Raw genomic sequence first — 17,738 nt, forward strand, 5'->3', positions numbered from 1 at the left:
ATTACTTCCCGCTCTTTCGCACAATCCAAAGGCCAAAAAAGGAAATCAGGATCATGAGGATACCAGAAAATCCAAAAATAAAGGCAGGAGTTGAGGAGACAGTTCCTAAGAGGCTGAGAACAAAGGTCGTTGCGATCGAACCTGCACTACACCCCAACACCGCAATGGATGTTGCCTGACTCAAGACCCCTGCGGGCATCTTATCAGATAAGACATTGTAAACTGTTGTAAGAGCTACACTATAGGCAAAGCCTGCAAGGATGGTCACAATGGCAAGCATCCAGAGATTGGTAGAAAGCCCGATCAACAGTTGGGTCAAGCCATAGGCCACTCCCGAAACGAGCAACAAGCGATCGCGGAAGAGCTGGGTCAAGGGTGAGAAGGCTAATCCTGCAAGGATCCCGACAAATTGCATAGCTGCTAACATAATCCCTGCAGTTTGGGCAGTGCCATGCCCAACTTGCTCCACCACACTTGGAATCCGAACAGTAATCATGACATTAGATAAGACGATCGACGCCGCAACAACAGCTAAGCCTAGTGCCGTCCGCCATTGACCAGCTGTCATCTGATCATTCCGATGTTTCTCCTCTACACCAACTGTTTTCGAACTATATGGCACAAATAAGAGATACAAAAGTAAGATTGGAATACTGATACCGTAGACGAGAAAGGCAGCCTGCCAGCCAAAGCGAATCAAGAGACTCACTCCAAAGGTCAAAACAGCTGTCCCAACAACCTCTGCAGAACCCCGAATGCCAAGTGTTTGGACACGTTCTTTTCCTTTATAGCGCTCACTGATAATGGCAATGGCAGAAACATTGAGCAAGCCAACCGCCATCCCGAAAATAATCCGAGACAAAAAGACAACCGGATAAGCTGGACTGATTAAGGGAATAAAGCCACATAGAGCGTAAGCGACTAGGCCTATCACAATCATCTGACGCTCTGAAAATAGGCGCCCAATCCATTTATTGAAGATGAGTGAAACCATGATCCCTGCAGAAGGAAGCGAGACCAAGAGCTCAATCATGCTGTGAGGAATTCCCTTGTAATAGGCAAACATGGCCGACTGCGCACTCGAAATCGAAAACGAGGTCGTCAAAATAAATGAAAGCGCGAGAATACTCACTTTCTCCATGATTCTTTTCATTATTTTTTCCTTTAAACTATTCTTTTTTTCACACTCCTCCTATAATAACACGAGCTAGTGACAGGACGCAATAGATTGAATTAAAAAAACGAAATGATTTTTCAATCATTTCGTTCGTACTAGTAATTGTGAGGCGAAGACTCCTGTTAGGAGCATCAAAGCACCAATCAAGACAAAGAGCAGATGATTGGAAGGAGCTAGTGGCGTCACCAACTGGATGAAGAAAGAGGAGACGGCTGATCCAAGATTGCAGCCAATCAAGACAAGCGAGGTCGCAAGATTCAGAAGATTAGTCGGAATTTTTTCAGATAAGTGATAGAAGATACTGGTTACTCCTGTACTGTAGGTAAATCCTGCCAAGAGGGTTCCTAGAACCAGGCTCCACAGCTGTCCAGACAAGCCAATCAAGGCTAACGCTAGACCGAAACCAAAGCACATGATCATGAGCAAGTTCTTTTTGAAAACATGTGTCAAACTAGCAAATCCTACCCCTGCGACAATCCCTGTTAATTGCATCAGACTCAAGACGGTTCCAGCTGTTGTCGCTGTTCCCATATGAGCGTCAACAATGATATCCGGCACGCGCAGACTAATAATAGAATTGAAACAAATGATGATACCAGCAATCACGGCTAGCATCAGACTAAAACGCCATTGAGGGGAGCGAAGGCGTGCGGAACCTTTCTTTTTCTCCTTCAAGCTAGACTGTTTTTTCCCCTTAGGATAGGGGACAAAAAGGATATAGAGGAGTAAAATCAAGTAACCACCTCCATATACAGCAAAGATCGCTGGCCAGCCTAGGGGTAAGAGTTGTCCCACCATAAAAGTCAAGATGGCAGAACCCACCACTTCAGCAGACCCCCGATAGCCCAGCATCCGAGTCTTGTCATTGCCTGAGTAGCGTTCACTGATAATCGAAATAGCCTTGGCATTGATCATTCCTGTCCCCAAACCAAAGAGAAAACGACTCAGAAAGATGAGAGGATAGTCCTGCACGACCAAAGGCACAAGGCCGCTAGTTGAAAAGAGCAAGAGCCCTGCGACAATCATCTGGCGCTCACTCATCCACCGCTCGATCAGGCTATTTAAAAAGAGCATGACCACAACCGCAAAGGCCGGCAGGGAAACCAAGAGTTCCACCTGTCCTGCTGAATATCCGAATTGGCTGAAATAGGCCTTCATAGCTGGCAAACCGGCTGTAATTGAAAAAGATGAGATCAGCATGAGCGACAAGCTCAAGAGACTGATTCTTTCCATTGTTTTTTTCATTTTTTTATTTCCTACACTTTACTGGTAACATTTGACTTTACTAGTTTTTTTTAGAAAAGATTCAAACTAGTATTTTCAATAGAATCCTAGTATAATCAATTTAGAAAGAGAAAAATAGGACATTTGTCCTATTTTAGGAGATTAAGATGAAAAAAATTTCCCCATCTACGAAACTCATGGAGATCATCACTGACTACCAATTGGATCAGATCTTTCCAGGTGACTGTCTTAGTCAGCTGGATCTCGTTCTCTATCAGGCTGGAGAGTATATCTGCCGCCAGGGTTCTGACCAAGATGTCATTCCTTATTTTCTCAAAGGCCGGCTCAAGATCGTCCACAGTCTTGAAAATGGTAGCGACACAATCCTTGAAATCCAAGAAAAACCTGGACTCTTAGGAGAGATTGAGCTCCTGCTCGATCGGGTCTGTATCACATCGGTCATTGCAGACCAAGACTCGCTAGTCGTCCAGCTCCCAGCCCAGCACTTTAAGAAGCGCCTCCTGCTTGATCCAACCTTTTTGCGCTCTACGGCCAAGACCTTGGCTGAGAAATTGCACCAGATCAACTATTTGGCTCCTGCCAACTTTCATTATTCGGTCAAGGAACGCCTCGCTACTCATTTTATGGAACATTGCGATGAAAATGGGACCCTCAAGCCCAAGATGAATCAGCTGGCCCTGCATTTTGGGATCAGCTACCGCCACCTTAGCCGCGTCATCAAGCAGATGATCGAAGAGGGCTTAGTCCAAAGAGAAGGGAGAGTCTATACGATTTTAGATGCAAAAAGGATGAATGATTTGTCCATCAAACATGCGGAAACCGTCGACAGATAACTTTAATTTTAGGCTCTTTTGTGTTATCATGGAGGGTAGAAAGAAAGTGAGAGTAAAACGATGAAAGCAATTGAAAAAGTTACAAGAGCATCCCATTTGATTGATATGGATGACATTATCCGCGAAGGAAATCCCACACTTCGAGCGGTTGCGGAGGATGTGACCTTCCCTTTGTCTGACCAGGAAATTATCCTAGGTGAAAAAATGATGCAATTCTTGCACCATTCTCAAGACCCTGTCATGGCTGAAAAACTCGGCCTCCGTGGAGGAGTGGGACTCGCGGCCCCTCAGCTGGATATCTCAAAACGGATCATCGCTGTTTTGGTTCCCAATCCAGAAGATGCCGATGGCAACCCACCAAAAGAAGCCTATAGCCTTCAAGAAGTCATGTACAATCCAAAGGTTGTCGCCCATTCTGTTCAAGATGCAGCTCTTGGCGACGGGGAAGGCTGTCTCTCAGTAGACCGCAACGTCCCAGGCTATGTGGTTCGACATGCCCGCGTGACTGTTGAGTATTTCACAAAAGATGGGGAAAAGAAACGCATCAAACTCAAAGGCTACAACTCCATCGTCGTTCAACATGAAATCGACCACACCAACGGCATCATGTTCTATGACCGCATCAACCCAAACAACCCATTTGAAATCAAAGAAGGACTTTTGATTTTAGAATAGCGTAACCGACAAAAATACCTAACTGAGAAAACTCTCGGTTAGGTATTTTTTGTTATTTTTTGTCTTGCCTTTTATTCGAAAACTTGCGCATGATGGTACGCGCTATGCTAATGAAGAGGTCCAAGACGATTCCTAGGGTAACCATTCTGACAAACCACACTAATAAAATTGGTCGTCTTACCTTTGCATCAGCATATCCTAAATGATCAAGTGCTACAAACATCAATAGATAGCATACTATTTCTAACGGAATGCGAAGTTTAGCTTTTTTCAGACTGAAGCCTTTCAACCAACCCCATAGTAAATCCCACAACGTCGGATTCTCCTCAGGTTCATCCTCCCAGTAATCCTTGCTTTTCGTTTTCAAATACAAGAGGTAACCCACTTCTGTCAGCAATTGAGTAAAAGCGTAACTGAATAGTATGCTTACGGATACTCCTAGCACCACTCCATAATAGCCAGTAAGGGCCGCTCCTATCATGGAGCAGACGAAGATGATCGTTAGGGCATTGCTACTGTAACTACTTGATTTTGCGAAATAATTTCCCAGGGTTCTAGTTGGTGAAAAGCCAATCTTTAACTGCTTCTTAAGCCAAAAATGATGATAAATAAAGCCCAATAAGGTACAAATCACAAGAAAAGTAATGACGATGAAGCCATATTTCGGGAAACCTACTTCAAATTCCTTATTTGCAAGAGCAGAAACAATGATGAGCAAGCCCATGACTTGGAGCGATAAAAACATTCCTACATAGGTGAATAAGAGTAGAGTCGTTGACAACACTTGTCTTCTATATATAAATGCCCCCATTAACGGCAAGAAAAATGCAATGATATGGTAAAGACAATAGATGACGAGGATATCAAAAAACCAATGACTAAATGGTTTTATACCTTTCGATACATCATACGAATAAAAACAAAGGATTTCAAATGCGAACAGAAATACGCCTGTCCACGAATTGATCATCATAGCCGCTGAAGCGCGTGTATTGGCTAAACTTTTAAAGTAGACTTTGTTCGCCTGCTTAATATCGACTTTCTTTTCATTTTTCATAGCATGCTCCTTTCTAAAAAATTGTTTTAAGGGCCAAAAGCAGATGGACGCTGCTATTGCTTCTGGGTTTTACTCGACTGGATCTACTTGATTTTAGCTTTGAAATCGTCGCCTGGAGCATATAAACCTAAAATAGCTGATGCTAAATACATAAATGAAGTAACAAATAGGACCATATGAACAATTAGATTTGGTTTAATTTTACTCAAAACTGAGTAAATCATTGCACTTGACAAAAACAAAGGAACTATCAACAATAAAAGATTTCTTAGTACTATCCTAAATTTTGCTGGGCGACAATAGATTCTTTTAGCTTTCTTAGAAGCCATCATTCCAGTCTCTATTTTCCTAGTGCTCAGCCAAATACGAAGCCCAACAACAATACATAGAACAAGGATCATTAACACTAGATTCAGTAGATGGGAAGTAAAATATAAATAATCCTCTATCGGAAAAGCTCTACCTAGTAAAACTGCTAAGGAACCAGCACCAAGTGTTGAGATCCCCACTTTAGTCTGAGTTGAAAGCATGTTCTTATCTCCTTCAAGCACTTTCGGAGCTATTGCTTCTACTTCATCCTCTGTTAGCTGATAACCTTTATGAGGGACAAAATAGGTAAACCATGGAAGAAAATAACTTGTTATAATTGGCCGATCGACTTCCATTAAATACCATTCATTCTCTACTTTTAACAAACGATATCGAAAATTCATTTTCGGTAAATACTCGATTTTTGCGGGTTTAAACATAGATGTCTCTTACTTTCTATACTGTTTCATTCTTAGACGGAGAAACTAAACTAACTTTTCACCAGTCTACCACAGCCATAATTATCTTATTTAATCATAACAGAACATACCTTCCATCATACCTGATTTTACTTTGATGATCAAGTTTTGACTAAAAAAGAGGTTGGAAGATTTCCAACCACTCTATCTGTTTTAGCAAGTTAAACCTAGCTTCCTCTTTCCCAGAAGATGGCTAATAAAATCATGGCACCAAGAATCGATGGGATAATCGCTGTACCGTTTAGGCTTGGTCCCCAAGCACCAAAGAGTAATTGTCCTAAAAAGGCACCAATCCAGCCCAGGAACATTTTCCCAAAACATCCCATGCGTTCGCCACGATTGGTGATAGCTCCAGCTAGAAGTCCGATCAAAAGACCGACAAACATACTTCCAATCATAGTTTCTCCTTAAATTGCCCAATCTCCATTGCGGAAGACTGGGACGCGGGTGCCGTCTTCTCGGATGCCGTCGATATTCATTTGATTTGAGCCGATCATGAAGTCGACGTGAACGTCTGAGCGGTTAAGGCCGGCTGCTTCGAGTTCTTCTTCCGTGAACTCTGCACCACCTTCTACGCTGGTTGCATAGGCTGCCCCGATGGCCAAGTGGTTAGAGGCATTTTCATCAAAGAGAGTGTTAAAGAAGGTAATGCCTGATTGGGAAATTGGGCTTGGATCTGGTACGAGGGCACATTCACCCAAGGCACGCGCTCCCTTGTTTTTGAAGACCAAATCTTTCATGACTTGATCGCCTTTTTCAGCTGTGATATCCACAATTTCTCCATTTTCAAAAGTCACTTTGATCCCTTCGATGATGTTTCCGTTGTAGCTAAGCGGTTTTGTAGAGGTGACATAACCTTCTGCGCGACGGAAGTCAGGAGCTGTGAAGACCTCTTCTGTCGGCATGTTTGGCAAGAAGCTTTCACCTTGGGCATTGATGGCTCCGGCAGATTCCCAGACGTGATTTTTCGGCAAGCCAAGAGTCAAATCGGTGCCAGGCGCTGTGTAGTGAAGGGCTGAGAATTGTTCCTTATTTAGTGTATCTGCCTTGCTCTTGAGAATAGCTGCATGCTCTTCCCAAGCCTTGACTGGATCTTCCTCATAGACCCGGCAGGTCTTGAAGATTTGATCCCACAGGAGATCCACTGCTTCTTCATCGCTCGCCGCATTTGGGAAGACCTTTTTCGCCCATTCCAGTCCTGCTGCAGCAGCAACGGTCCAGCTGACCTTGTTGGATTGAGTAGCGATGCGCATTGGTTTCATGGCCATGCCCAAAGCCTTAGCTGAGGCAGAAAGCTTCTCTGCATCAACACCATTTAAGGCACCTGGATCAGACGAGCGCACACCCAAGCGACTAGCCTTGTGGTCTAAGAGGTAGTTCATCTCCGCGATCTTATAGTCTGGCACATTGTCCAAACGATCCATCGGTGCATGGAGGAATTTTTCCCGGGTAGTGAAGTCATCGGCCCATTGGACAATCACTTCGTGCGCACCCAAAGCATAGGCTTCCTTCACAATCAAGTGGGCCAATTCTCTTTGTTCCACATCAATGTTCAAGACCAAGGTATGGCCAGGTTGCACGTTGATGCCGTTCGCCACTAACAATTTAGCGTATTTTTCGAGGTTTTCTTTAAAATTTGGTAAAACCATTGTTTTCTCCTTCATAAGTGAATAATCTTCTCCTAGTATACCATAAGTTCATGCAAAAAGAGAGCGGGACAGAAATCGGTAATTCGTTAGAATTCGATTTCGTCGTCCCACCTCCGCACAGTTGAGTAGAGCTGTAAAAGCTGATGAAATCAGCGTAGTAGAGCCCACTCAACCACTGCGTCTTGCTCGACAATCCAAAAATAATTGAGAGGCTAGGACTTTTGTCCCAGCCTCCTTTTTCTTGTTCCTTCTAGCTTAAGGAAGAACATAGCCTTGATCATCCACGGTATGGGGTTGTTCAGAACTGCTATTCTCTCTCAAGGCTTCCAAATCTTGATCCAAAATGGAATTGTAGTCTGTACTACCTTCACGGGTTACCCGAGTTGATACTTGGCGCAAGAGTTTTTCATTGAGATTGCGAACCCAGCGACCATTACTATGGTCATTGGCACGCATATAATTCCCTTTCACAATCTCTCCATAAAGAGCTTCATTGACTTGGTAACCTTGCTTACGCAATCCTAACAGACCGATCTCCACGATCTCATCTGGGCTGTAGTCTTCAAAATCAAATGTAGTCGGGATTCGGCTTTGCAGACCTGAATTGACCTGCAAGAAGTCGTGCATCTCTTTCGTGTAACCAGCAAAGATAATGACGATATCACGACGGTGGTCCTCCATAAATTTGAGGACTTCATCCAAAGCTTCCTTCCCAAAATCATCATTTACACCGGTAAAGAGGGTATAGGCCTCATCGATAAAGAGGACACCACCCAGTGCACTCTCCAAAACTTCACGCGTCTTCAAAGCTGTTTGACCTTGGTAGCCTCCAACCAGATTGCTCCGCGATACTTCGATGAATTTCTTCTGATTGATCACCCCTTTTTGGAAGAGAATGTTACCCAAAATGCGGGCAACGGTGGTCTTCCCTGTACCGGGATTTCCAAGAAAGAGGGAGTGCAAGGTCGTATCTTCGACGATTCCTCCTTGTTCGGCCCGTTTTTGGTTGAACTCAGCCATGGCTACGAACTGTTCCACTTGCTCTTTCACCTTGGCAATGCCAACCAAACGATTGAGGGCGGCCATCCCATCTTCTTCCTTGTCGGCTCCTGCCTGGTACTTGCCTTGGTTAAGGACAGCATCGATATCGCTATTGAGGATGGTCTCAATATCATCGGAACCTTGGGCCACTACCCGATCTGCCATGGTCTTGGTCAATTGCTCATCCAGGTTACGGATCCAGCGACCATTGCTCTTATCTAGCGAGCCATCATAGGCCCGTTTGACATGACGCGCATAATAATCCCGGTCTTCGAGCTTGTAGTCCCCTTTGCTTAGGATCATTTCGCCCAGTTGGACAATCTCATCTCCTGTGAAATCTTCAAAGATGAAATTATTTGGTACCCGAGAACGAAGGCCTGGATTGGTCTTTAAGAACTCCTCCATTTCCTTGGTATAGCCGGCAAAGATAATCATGATGTCGTCACGATTGTCCTCCATAAATTTGAGGATGGTATTGATCGCCTCGATCCCAAAGTCCGCACCGCTGTCCTTTTTATCCAAGCTATAGGCTTCATCAATAAAGAGGATGCCTCCTCGCGCTTTTTCAAGCAGGGCTTGGGTCTGTTCAGCTGTTCCTCCAATATTTGAAGAGATCAGATCGGACTCCGTTGCTTCCACGAAACGGAATTCTTCTCCTGAGAGGACACCTGCATCAAAGAGCACTTGTCCCAACAGACGGGCCACAGTGGTTTTCCCTGTACCAGGATTTCCCATAAAGGCAGCATGCAAGGTTTGCTTTTCAGGAGCCTTGCCACTGGCGATTCGTTTCTTGTTAAATTCCACCATGTTGATCATTTTCTTGATCTCATGTTTGACTTTTTCAAGACCAATCAGGCTATTGAGTTCTTTAAGAGCATCTTGTTTCTTCTCTGGTTCAGAGTCTCTTGCGGTGGTTGGAGCCACCGTTGCATCCGTCGTCTGTCCCGTAGGAACGACTTGCGCATTGCCCTTCGCCACTTCTCTGCCAACAAGATAGTCACAGTCATCCTCGATTTCCTTGGTCAGATCACGCGCATCGCCCTGCCTATAGGTCACGGTGCCCACCTTCGCAAAAGCTCCACCTTGAAGCCGTATATTGGGATCCGCAATCTTATGACAAATCATATGCTCAGCCATCAGCACACCATCATCAAAAACTCCAAATGAAATGGTTTGAGCATTCTCATTCAAGAAGGTTGTTTCTCCAGTCAGGGAAGCAAAGGATTCTTCATAGACGCATAAAAATTCTGAAAATGTAGCTTGATGAGCTCGGATCATACTATTGTATGAATTGATGGAGGTCATATGATCCGAATCCGAATTGAATTGAACATTATTATCAAGACAGACCCCAGTACCAGTAGGCAACTCAATTTTACAGTTTTCAGACTCCCAGATGACATTCCTCAACCAAACTGGTGGAAAGTCCTTTTCCAGATCCCCGCCTGTAATCGTTGAATTTTTTGCGATCACTTCTGAGTCCTTGGCATGGATCGTATTATTCCCAAATATTTCAATATGGACATTTTCTAAGGTCAATTTAGATCCTTCTGACAGATCAATCTTAGAAAAAATCGTTGAATTGCGAATAGACAATTCCGAAGCGGACATACCGATGGCACTTTGGTGTTTTTCCGGAACCTTCATCCCGACTCCTTCCAGTGTCAACTTCGAATGCGTATCCATATAGATAAAAAATTCATTATTTGTTGGAGTGGTTGCTTCAAAATAGACCTGTTTACAGATGATATCTGAGCTATTCCATAAGAGCAAGGTAGTGTAATTCCCACCAACTTTAAACCACAGATCTTCAAATGTCACCTGAGCTCCCTCTACAAATCGGAAGGAAGCCTCAATCGTGTTGTTAAACATGCGCCCATTGCCATTTGGATTTGGGACCACATGCCCCACAAAATGAAGGTTCTTGTCGATCTCGATCACTTTATTTGTCGGCCATTGAAAGACATACCCATTTTCAAACTCGATGGTATCCCCATCCTGCGCTTTTTCAACCGCATCCATAAAGTTCCAACTATTGTTGTAAGGCCCTACTAAATATCTTGCCACGCGCTTCTCCTTTGTTTCATCTTTTTGAAAGAACATCCATTGTTTTTCTGTTTCCTTGTCACAAACAATCGTTACTAAAAATTGTAACACAATCTAGGTCCAAAGAAAACACTTATCAGATCTGAAAGGACTGAAAAACCTCTATTTTCAACAGGAAAATAGAGGCTGTCCGTTAATCTTTCAAGGCTGAAAATAAGCCGGCTAGAGCAATCGCTCCTGAGAGCATGGCGGTGGAAAGGAGCAGGACATTGTCTGCCACTTCTAGCTTGTACTCAAAGACTTTTTCAGCTGGTTTGTCTTCTGCAAAAATTTCTACCTTCATGTTTTCCTCCTTTGTTTCTAGAACAAATCATCAAAGAGGCTCAACTGGTTATCCTCTGGCATATTGCCAAGAATGCCCATCTCATCCATCTTTTCAACCAGAGTTGACGAAACGCCGCCACGCTTCCGGAGCTCAGTCTTAGAGAGGAATTCTCCTTCTTCACGCGCCCGCACGATCTGCTTAGCAACGTTCTCTCCTAGACCATCCATAGCGACAAATGGCGGAATCAGGGTGTCTCCATCGATCAAGAATTCTGTCGCCTGACTGCGATAGAGGTCTAGCTTACCAAACTTGAAGCCCCGCTCCCACATCTCATTGACAATCTCAAGGGTGGTGTAGAGATCGATCTCGACGTTAGAGGCTTCGTTGTTCTTGCGTTTCTCAGCGATTTCTTTCATCCGCGCTTTCACGGCTTCAAGGCCTGCCCCCATGGTTTTGATGTCAAAAGCCTTGGCCCGAATCGAGAAGTAAGCACAGTAGTAATAGAGAGGATGATGCACCTTAAAGTAGGCCACACGAAGGGCCATCATAACATAGGCCGCCGCATGGGCTTTCGGGAACATGTACTTGATCTTCCCACAGGACTCGATGTACCATTCAGGGACATTGTTTTCCTTCATGGCTTGGATGTAGCCATTGCGCTCTTCTTCTGAGATCTTGAGCCACATCCCTTTCCGCACGCGCTCCATGATGGTAAAGGCCATCTTAGGCTTGAGACCCGCGTGCATGAGGTAAACCATGATGTCGTCCCGACACCCGATAACGGTCGATAGATCAGCAATGCCCGCCTTGATCAAGTCTTGGGCATTTCCCAACCACACGTCGGTACCGTGAGACAGACCAGAGAGCTGAAGTAACTCTGCGAAGGTCGTCGGATGGGTCTCTTCGACCATGCCCCGAACAAAGTTGGTCCCAAACTCTGGAATCCCCAACATCCCTGTCGGCGTTCCGATCTGCTCGGCTGTCACCCCTAGCACTTCCGTCCCAGAAAAGAGAGCCATGACCCCTGGATCATCCATAGGGATATCATTTGGGTCAATGCCTGACAAGTCTTGGAGTTTCCGAATCATGGTCGGATCATCATGTCCCAGGACATCGAGCTTGAGGACGTTCTCATCGATATCGTGGAAGTTAAAGTGGGTGGTCTGCCATTCAGCGGTCACATCATCTGCCGGATATTGGACCGGAGTAAAGTCATAGACATCCATATAGTTTGGAATAACAACGATTCCTCCCGGGTGCTGACCGGTCGTCCGTTTGACCCCAGCTGCGCCAAGAGCCAAGCGCTCGACCTCGGCATCCCGGTAGTACTTGCCATAGTCCCGCTCATAACCCTTGACAAAGCCGTAGGCAGTCTTAGCTGCGACCGTACCTACCGTTCCTGCCCGGAAGGCATATTCTTCCCCAAAGATATCACGAACATCCAAGTGGGCGCTCGGCTGGTCCTCCCCAGAGAAGTTCAAATCGATATCGGGTACCTTGTCCCCATCGAAACCAAGGAAGGTTTCAAAGGGAATATCCTGCCCATTTTTGCTGAGCTTGTGGCCACAGTTTGGACAATCCTTGTCTGGCATATCAAAACCAGATCCATAAGAACCATCCGTGATAAACTCACTGTACTGGCACTGGCCACAGACATAGTGAGGCGAAAGTGGATTGACCTCGGTGATCCCGATCATGGTCGCTACAAAGCTAGATCCGACAGATCCACGCGATCCAACCAGGTAGCCCCGCTCATTGGAACGGTGCACCAGCATTTGCGATGCCAGATAAATCACGGCAAAGCCATTCCCCAAGATGGAGGTCAATTCTTTTTCAATCCGCAGATCGACAATATCAGGGAGCGGATTACCATAGATCTCAAAGGCTCGCTTATAGGTCAATTCCGCAACCCTTTCTTCGGCCTTGTCGATAAATGGCGTATAGAGGTCCCCCTTGACCACTTCGACCGGCTCAAAGGTCTCTGCGAGCGCATTGGTGTTTTCAATAACAATCTTGCGCGCCAAGTCTTCACCCAAAAAGGCAAATTCATCTAGCATTTCATTGGTAGTTCTGAAATGCGCTTTTGGCAGTGGCGCTGGCTGGGCATCTTCTCCGTGCCCGATGGTCCGGTTGATCATAGCTCCTTGACCGAGACTACGGACAATGATCTCCCGATAAATCTCATCTTCCGGCTCCAGATAGTGGACATTCCCTGTGGCAAGAACAGGCTTGCCAAGGCGATCTCCCACCTCAATCAAGCTCTTGATAATGGTCTGGAGCTCCTCCATGTCCTTGACCTGCTCCTTAGCAATGAGAGGTGCATAGATAGCCGGTGGCATGACCTCGATAAAGTCGTAGTACTTGGCCACTTCGACCGCCGCATCCACCCCTTGTGATATGACCGCATCAAAGACTTCCCCTTCTGAGCAGGCCGATCCGAGGATCAAGCCCTCGCGGTGGGCATCCAGCACAGTCTTGGGAATCCGTGGGACTCCTTCAAAATACTTGGTCCCAGACAGCGAGACCAGTTTAAACATATTCTTAAGGCCGGTCTGATTCTTGACATAGATCGTGGCATGCTTAACCCGGGCCTTCTTATAAGAATTCTCATCGATCAAATCGATATTCAGATCCTTGAGATTGGTCACCCCATGCTTTTCAGCGACATCTTTGATGAAGATAAAGAGCAGGCGCCCCGTCGCTTCCGCATCGTAGTTGGCCATGTGGTGGTGCTCCAAGCCCACTCCAAACCGCTTGGTCAAGGGCCCCAAGCCATGCCGTTTAAAATCGGGGTAGAGGTTGCGGGCAAATTCCAGCGTATCGATGACTGGCTGGGTGATCTTCGGAAGACCATGACGCTCATAGTTGGCATTCATGAAGCCCACGTCAAAGGTAGCATTGTGGGCGACAAGAACTGTTCCCTTGCAGAAGGCCTGAAATTCCTTCAAGACCTGCACCAAGGGCTTGGCCCCCCGGACATGCTCATTGGTGATCCCTGTCAATTGGGTCGTAAAGGCAGACAAAGGATGGCCCGGATCGATAAACTCGTCAAACTCCTCAATGACATTGCCCTTGTACATCTTAGAAGCGGCCACCTGGATCAAGTCATTGTAAATGGCTGAAAGTCCCGTTGTTTCTACGTCAAAGACCACATAAGTCGCTTCATTGAGGTCCAGGTCCACCTCGTTATAGGTGATCGGTACCTTGTCTTCTACGATATTTGCTTCCATACCATAGATCAGCTGGATTCCAGCTTTCTTGGCTGCTTTAAAGCCATGTGGGAAGCTCTGCACATTGCCATGGTCGGTGATGGCCACCGCCTTGTGGCCCCACTCAGCTGCCTTGGCAACCAGCTCTTCGACTTCCGGTAGGGCATCCATGGTCGACATATTGGTATGGGCGTGGAATTCCACCCGGCGCTCCCCTTCTAGCATCAGGTCCTTACGGGTATAATGGACGACTTCCTGGATGTCTTGGACATTCATAGTCAAGTCGCGCGTGAAATTGTTCATTTCGATATTTCCCCGCACCCGAAGCCAGCTGTTCTTCTTGATCATGTCAAACTTCTGGGCTTCTTCCTCATTTTTGACCCATTTTTGAAGGGAAAAACTCGAGGTATAGTCGGTCATCTTAAAGCTGATCAAGACCCGACCGGTCCGCGTCACCTTGTGCTCCACGTCAAAGACCACACCCTCAAAGACAATCCGGTTCTCTTCTGTCGTAATCTCGATCATCGGAGTGATCTCAGCCTTGTCTAGCTTAGGTTTAGCCGCAGCTTTCTTAGCCTTGAAGTCAAAAACTGGCTTTTCTTCAACTGCTGGTGGCGGAGCCATCTGGGCCAAGGATTCCATAGCTCGCAAGGTCTCTTCATTGGCTGCTTGGAAAATCTTTTCATTTTCCTCCTCAAAGCGCGCCACTTCCTGCTCTGTCAACTCCTCATCAGACTCCACCCGACAGGTGAAATGCGGAAAACCAAAGGCTGCCAACTGCTTGGCAAGGTTGGGCAAATGATTCTTACGAAAATGCTCCGTATCAACCGAAGAAGGTCCAGAGATGATCAATTCCTGCCCTTCCGCGCGCACCTGCAAGTCTTGGTAGAGCCCCTTAAATCCTTGACTAGCGCAAGGGCCTTCCTCAAAAACCTCCCGGTAGTAGGCCTGCAATAAATCAGCAGTAAATTCCGGATTGGCCACTTGGATGGTAAAGGTCGCCTGGTTTCCTGTCTTTGAAAATTCATCCTTCAAGCGCTGGCGCAATTCCTTAAACAAAGCAATCGGCAAGACTTCCGCAAAGGCAAAGCGGAACTCCCAAACCCGACTGACCTTATGCACCACGACTTCTTGAATCTCCGCATGCAAAAAGGCACTGGAAGATCGCATCTCCAGCGGCATATCCAGCTGATCCATTAAAATTTCAAAGATGTTGGACATTGTTTCTCCCTTGATCTTGATTCTTTTGCTCACTTTTGAGTAGCCCGCTTTCTAAGCAAAAACAGACCATTCAAAAACATTCGTAACCCTTATTTTATCACAATTTAAGGATTAATTCGAGGGAGAAGTGAAGACAAAAAAATCACCGATAGGACGGTGATTTCTTTTCATCTTTTATTCAGTTAGGGCTGATCCATCATTTATACTTCATTCCCATGGTAATGGACACAACTGCTAAAATAGGCAATAAAATTAACATCCAGATTCCAATCCACATCTGCCGTTTAAAAAGCCTGTCTAGCCCACCATAGCGTTCAACGTATGATTCTTTTGGACAGGCTGGATTATACCAGACCGTCATGGTCAATCCCAGTGGAAAAGCATCTTGAAAAAGATTGCCCTTTGAGACTGTAGAATTGGTGTAGATGGTTATCCTTTGCGCCATCAAATCGATGTCGCTAGCCGCTTGATTCGTTTTCCAAGGAAGTGTTGCCCGCACCACCCAATAATATTTCAGGCTATTTCGATAGGTCTGACCATCCACTCTATATTCTACAATTGGAGCCGCTACAATTTGTGCCCGCTTATAGCCAACTACCACTCCCTCAACGCTCTTTGACGAGAGGGTCTTAATCCTAACTTCTCTTCTATAAAAGTGTCCAAAAAAGAGTACGGCAAACAAAGGAAATCCAATAACAGCCACAGCAATAACTAGAAGTATTCTGATATCAGGCATCCCCATCACCTACTTCATTATAATGTCTGTGATACTCAGACTCATCTTCGTTTCATCCGATATCTTCTCTACGATCGAGTTTTGTTCACTCGTCAAAGGAAGCAACAAGAGAGTCGCTGATTGGGTCGGTAACTTAGGATTATTCGATAGACTATACTGGACCACTTGATCTTGGTAAACAGATTACCCATCATAACTCCAGCTAATTTTAAAGGTCGCATCATGGTCAATATTCGTTGTAGTTTTATTGACCAACATAAATACTGCATATTCTTGTTGCTCTACAGTATAGGTGTTCCCTGTATAATACACAGTGATATCCCCTTGATCGCCAACTTCCGAATGCTCTTTAACTAACTTTTTCCCCAGTTCCATCAATTCTGATGTCTTTCCTTCGAATTGAGGCGCGACTACAAATTTCAACCCCTTTTCCTCTTTAGCAGACGAGGAAGCCTTTGTAGTTTGCTCCGTTTTGCTTGCGGTTGCCTCCTTGGCCTCTTTTTTCGGCTGAGTGCAGGCTGTTAAAACAAGCACACTCGCCAGTAATAGTAGCATCTTTTTCATGGATTATTTTCCTTCTTTTATGATTGAGTTAGATTTAAGAATATTTTCTACTATTCATACCGAAAATTAGTTTGAAGAGCAAGTTAGTTACTAGGTGGGGAAAGTTGTGGATGAAAAAGAGAGAACCGTGGTTCTCTCTAAAATTAATAGTTATAAATTTTCAGTATAAACCATTGATGATAAAATTCTATCGTGTTATTTAGATTTCGTTACACCTTTTTTAATAGTCTCCGAGTTCTCATCAAGCCAACGTTGATAGATTTCAGCAAATCGCTCCTCTTCTTCATCGCTATAACCAGGATATACAACTTTATCCACATCTTCACGATTAAAATAGAATAACTGTTCTGGATTTAATCCTATTGGGTAAAAGGCTGCAGAATAATCAAAAAGAACACTTTCCCCATTTTGATCAATAGTCACACCCCTATTAAGAATCATGAGTTTTTGACTTCCTTCTTTTAAATATACGATTGTTCCGATTGGTAATATTGACATTTTATTTCCTTTCTTCTACAATTTTTCAATCTTTTTAACCACAATTTGACCTTGCTTATAGGGATAAGCAATTGGATAACTTCCTAGAGTAAACATGAAAAAGAATAAGGATACGATTCCATTGATTACCAAAAAAGCTCCTTCTGTTCCATTATTCAAACCAAGAAAGAAAAGTAAACAAATGAAAATTGCTCCAACCAAAGGATATACTCCTCCATTACTTTTCTTAATAGTTGTAAAGGTAACTGTGTATTTATGGCTGTTTTTAGGAATCCATTTATCTGCTTTTTTATGGGCCACCTTTAATGAAATCAAAATGGCAAAGTAAGAAATAAGCATAGAAATTGCAAAGAGTAATAACTTTAATAACACTTGCTCACTAAGATTGTTTTTAATAAAAAGCCGCTTTATAACATCGTAACCAATTTTGACAATTGGTTGTACGATAATGGCTGCCATTGTTGTACTTACAGGTGTTGTAGGCTTAATTTCGAACTGATTGTTATTCTTTTCGATCTCCACCATACCCACTGTAATCGTATCTGTTTTAAATCCCCAGTAATAACTCTTTGGACTCATTGTACTTGTATCCATGATATACTTCTTTGATTCTTGATCTAACTGGACAATCTGAAAACATGTCATACTTGAATTTTTAAATTTTAATTCCACTT

General features: G+C 44.6%; 15 protein-coding genes. 2 read left to right on the top strand and 13 right to left on the bottom strand.

Annotation, left to right across the window (positions count from 1 at the left end; translation table 11 throughout):
* Nucleotide 1: 1 nt before the first annotated feature.
* Both H7T97_RS00150 and H7T97_RS00155 read right to left on the bottom strand, forming a co-directional pair.
* Nucleotides 2–1,153, bottom strand: a complete 1,152-nt coding sequence (locus tag H7T97_RS00150) for an MFS transporter (protein WP_201088910.1) — start codon at nucleotides 1,151–1,153, stop codon at nucleotides 2–4.
* 105 nt (nucleotides 1,154–1,258) lie between these two features.
* The gene (locus tag H7T97_RS00155; protein ID WP_195487416.1) at nucleotides 1,259–2,422 is read right to left on the bottom strand and encodes an MFS transporter; all 1,164 of its coding nucleotides are present in this window, start codon (nucleotides 2,420–2,422) and stop codon (nucleotides 1,259–1,261) included.
* Nucleotides 2,423–2,568: 146 nt separating this feature from the next.
* On the opposite strand from H7T97_RS00155, the gene H7T97_RS00160 reads away from it, so the two are divergent.
* Both H7T97_RS00160 and def read left to right on the top strand, forming a co-directional pair.
* On the top strand, nucleotides 2,569–3,255 hold the full coding sequence (locus tag H7T97_RS00160) for a cyclic nucleotide-binding domain-containing protein (protein WP_195487415.1): 687 nt from the start codon (nucleotides 2,569–2,571) through the stop codon (nucleotides 3,253–3,255).
* A 60-nt stretch (nucleotides 3,256–3,315) separates the two neighbouring features.
* On the top strand, nucleotides 3,316–3,930 hold the full coding sequence (def, locus tag H7T97_RS00165) for a peptide deformylase (protein ID WP_003004253.1): 615 nt from the start codon (nucleotides 3,316–3,318) through the stop codon (nucleotides 3,928–3,930).
* Nucleotides 3,931–3,982: 52 nt separating this feature from the next.
* On the opposite strand, the gene H7T97_RS00170 is transcribed toward def, so the two are convergent.
* The 11 genes from H7T97_RS00170 to H7T97_RS00220 form a co-directional block, all read right to left on the bottom strand.
* Nucleotides 3,983–4,987 (bottom strand): hypothetical protein, encoded by a 1,005-nt coding sequence (locus H7T97_RS00170; protein ID WP_070665112.1) that lies wholly within the window; start codon nucleotides 4,985–4,987, stop codon nucleotides 3,983–3,985.
* An 83-nt stretch (nucleotides 4,988–5,070) separates the two neighbouring features.
* Nucleotides 5,071–5,736, bottom strand: a complete 666-nt coding sequence (locus H7T97_RS00175; RefSeq protein ID WP_070665111.1) for a DUF443 family protein — start codon at nucleotides 5,734–5,736, stop codon at nucleotides 5,071–5,073.
* A gap of 206 nt (nucleotides 5,737–5,942) precedes the next feature.
* A complete protein-coding gene (locus tag H7T97_RS00180; protein WP_003010011.1) occupies nucleotides 5,943–6,173 on the bottom strand; it encodes a GlsB/YeaQ/YmgE family stress response membrane protein in 231 nt (76 codons plus the stop codon).
* Between the two features lie 9 nt (nucleotides 6,174–6,182).
* Complete coding sequence (locus H7T97_RS00185) at nucleotides 6,183–7,424, bottom strand: aminopeptidase (protein ID WP_070594811.1); 1,242 nt, start codon at nucleotides 7,422–7,424, stop codon at nucleotides 6,183–6,185.
* A 255-nt stretch (nucleotides 7,425–7,679) separates the two neighbouring features.
* Nucleotides 7,680–10,532, bottom strand: a complete 2,853-nt coding sequence (locus tag H7T97_RS00190; RefSeq protein WP_201088912.1) for an AAA family ATPase — start codon at nucleotides 10,530–10,532, stop codon at nucleotides 7,680–7,682.
* A 172-nt stretch (nucleotides 10,533–10,704) separates the two neighbouring features.
* Nucleotides 10,705–10,854, bottom strand: coding sequence for a hypothetical protein (locus H7T97_RS00195; RefSeq protein WP_003010006.1), 150 nt, complete (start codon nucleotides 10,852–10,854; stop codon nucleotides 10,705–10,707).
* Between the two features lie 17 nt (nucleotides 10,855–10,871).
* Complete coding sequence (locus H7T97_RS00200) at nucleotides 10,872–15,266, bottom strand: PolC-type DNA polymerase III (protein ID WP_201088914.1); 4,395 nt, start codon at nucleotides 15,264–15,266, stop codon at nucleotides 10,872–10,874.
* 196 nt (nucleotides 15,267–15,462) lie between these two features.
* Nucleotides 15,463–15,867 carry a DUF3592 domain-containing protein gene (locus tag H7T97_RS00205; protein ID WP_229101052.1) on the bottom strand — a complete coding sequence of 135 codons (405 nt, stop codon included), beginning with the start codon at nucleotides 15,865–15,867 and terminating at the stop codon, nucleotides 15,463–15,465.
* A 318-nt stretch (nucleotides 15,868–16,185) separates the two neighbouring features.
* Nucleotides 16,186–16,566: a hypothetical protein gene (locus H7T97_RS00210; protein ID WP_229101053.1), complete on the bottom strand. Its 381-nt coding sequence runs from the start codon at nucleotides 16,564–16,566 to the stop codon at nucleotides 16,186–16,188.
* A gap of 195 nt (nucleotides 16,567–16,761) precedes the next feature.
* The gene (locus tag H7T97_RS00215; protein ID WP_049491006.1) at nucleotides 16,762–17,064 is read right to left on the bottom strand and encodes a DUF4176 domain-containing protein; all 303 of its coding nucleotides are present in this window, start codon (nucleotides 17,062–17,064) and stop codon (nucleotides 16,762–16,764) included.
* 15 nt (nucleotides 17,065–17,079) lie between these two features.
* Entirely contained in the window at nucleotides 17,080–17,736 is a 657-nt protein-coding gene (locus H7T97_RS00220; protein ID WP_080980939.1) for a DUF443 domain-containing protein, read from the bottom strand.
* Between the last annotated feature and the right edge of the window lie 2 nt (nucleotides 17,737–17,738).

Source organism: Streptococcus parasanguinis, assembly GCF_016648925.1.
GTDB lineage: Bacteria > Bacillota > Bacilli > Lactobacillales > Streptococcaceae > Streptococcus.

What these genes read in the sequence shown, in the direction of transcription:
- H7T97_RS00180 (WP_003010011.1), bottom strand. Translation starts at nt 6,173, where the DNA reads ATGATTGGAAGTATGTTTGTCGGTCTTTTGATCGGACTTCTAGCTGGA.
- H7T97_RS00210 (WP_229101053.1), bottom strand. Translation starts at nt 16,566, where the DNA reads ATGAAAAAGATGCTACTATTACTGGCGAGTGTGCTTGTTTTAACAGCC.
- H7T97_RS00195 (WP_003010006.1), bottom strand. Translation starts at nt 10,854, where the DNA reads ATGAAGGTAGAAATTTTTGCAGAAGACAAACCAGCTGAAAAAGTCTTT.
- H7T97_RS00200 (WP_201088914.1), bottom strand. Translation starts at nt 15,266, where the DNA reads ATGTCCAACATCTTTGAAATTTTAATGGATCAGCTGGATATGCCGCTG.
- H7T97_RS00175 (WP_070665111.1), bottom strand. Translation starts at nt 5,736, where the DNA reads ATGTTTAAACCCGCAAAAATCGAGTATTTACCGAAAATGAATTTTCGA.
- H7T97_RS00215 (WP_049491006.1), bottom strand. Translation starts at nt 17,064, where the DNA reads ATGTCAATATTACCAATCGGAACAATCGTATATTTAAAAGAAGGAAGT.
- H7T97_RS00150 (WP_201088910.1), bottom strand. Translation starts at nt 1,153, where the DNA reads ATGAAAAGAATCATGGAGAAAGTGAGTATTCTCGCGCTTTCATTTATT.
- H7T97_RS00155 (WP_195487416.1), bottom strand. Translation starts at nt 2,422, where the DNA reads ATGAAAAAAACAATGGAAAGAATCAGTCTCTTGAGCTTGTCGCTCATG.
- def (WP_003004253.1), top strand. Translation starts at nt 3,316, where the DNA reads ATGAAAGCAATTGAAAAAGTTACAAGAGCATCCCATTTGATTGATATG.
- H7T97_RS00185 (WP_070594811.1), bottom strand. Translation starts at nt 7,424, where the DNA reads ATGGTTTTACCAAATTTTAAAGAAAACCTCGAAAAATACGCTAAATTG.
- H7T97_RS00160 (WP_195487415.1), top strand. Translation starts at nt 2,569, where the DNA reads ATGAAAAAAATTTCCCCATCTACGAAACTCATGGAGATCATCACTGAC.
- H7T97_RS00170 (WP_070665112.1), bottom strand. Translation starts at nt 4,987, where the DNA reads ATGAAAAATGAAAAGAAAGTCGATATTAAGCAGGCGAACAAAGTCTAC.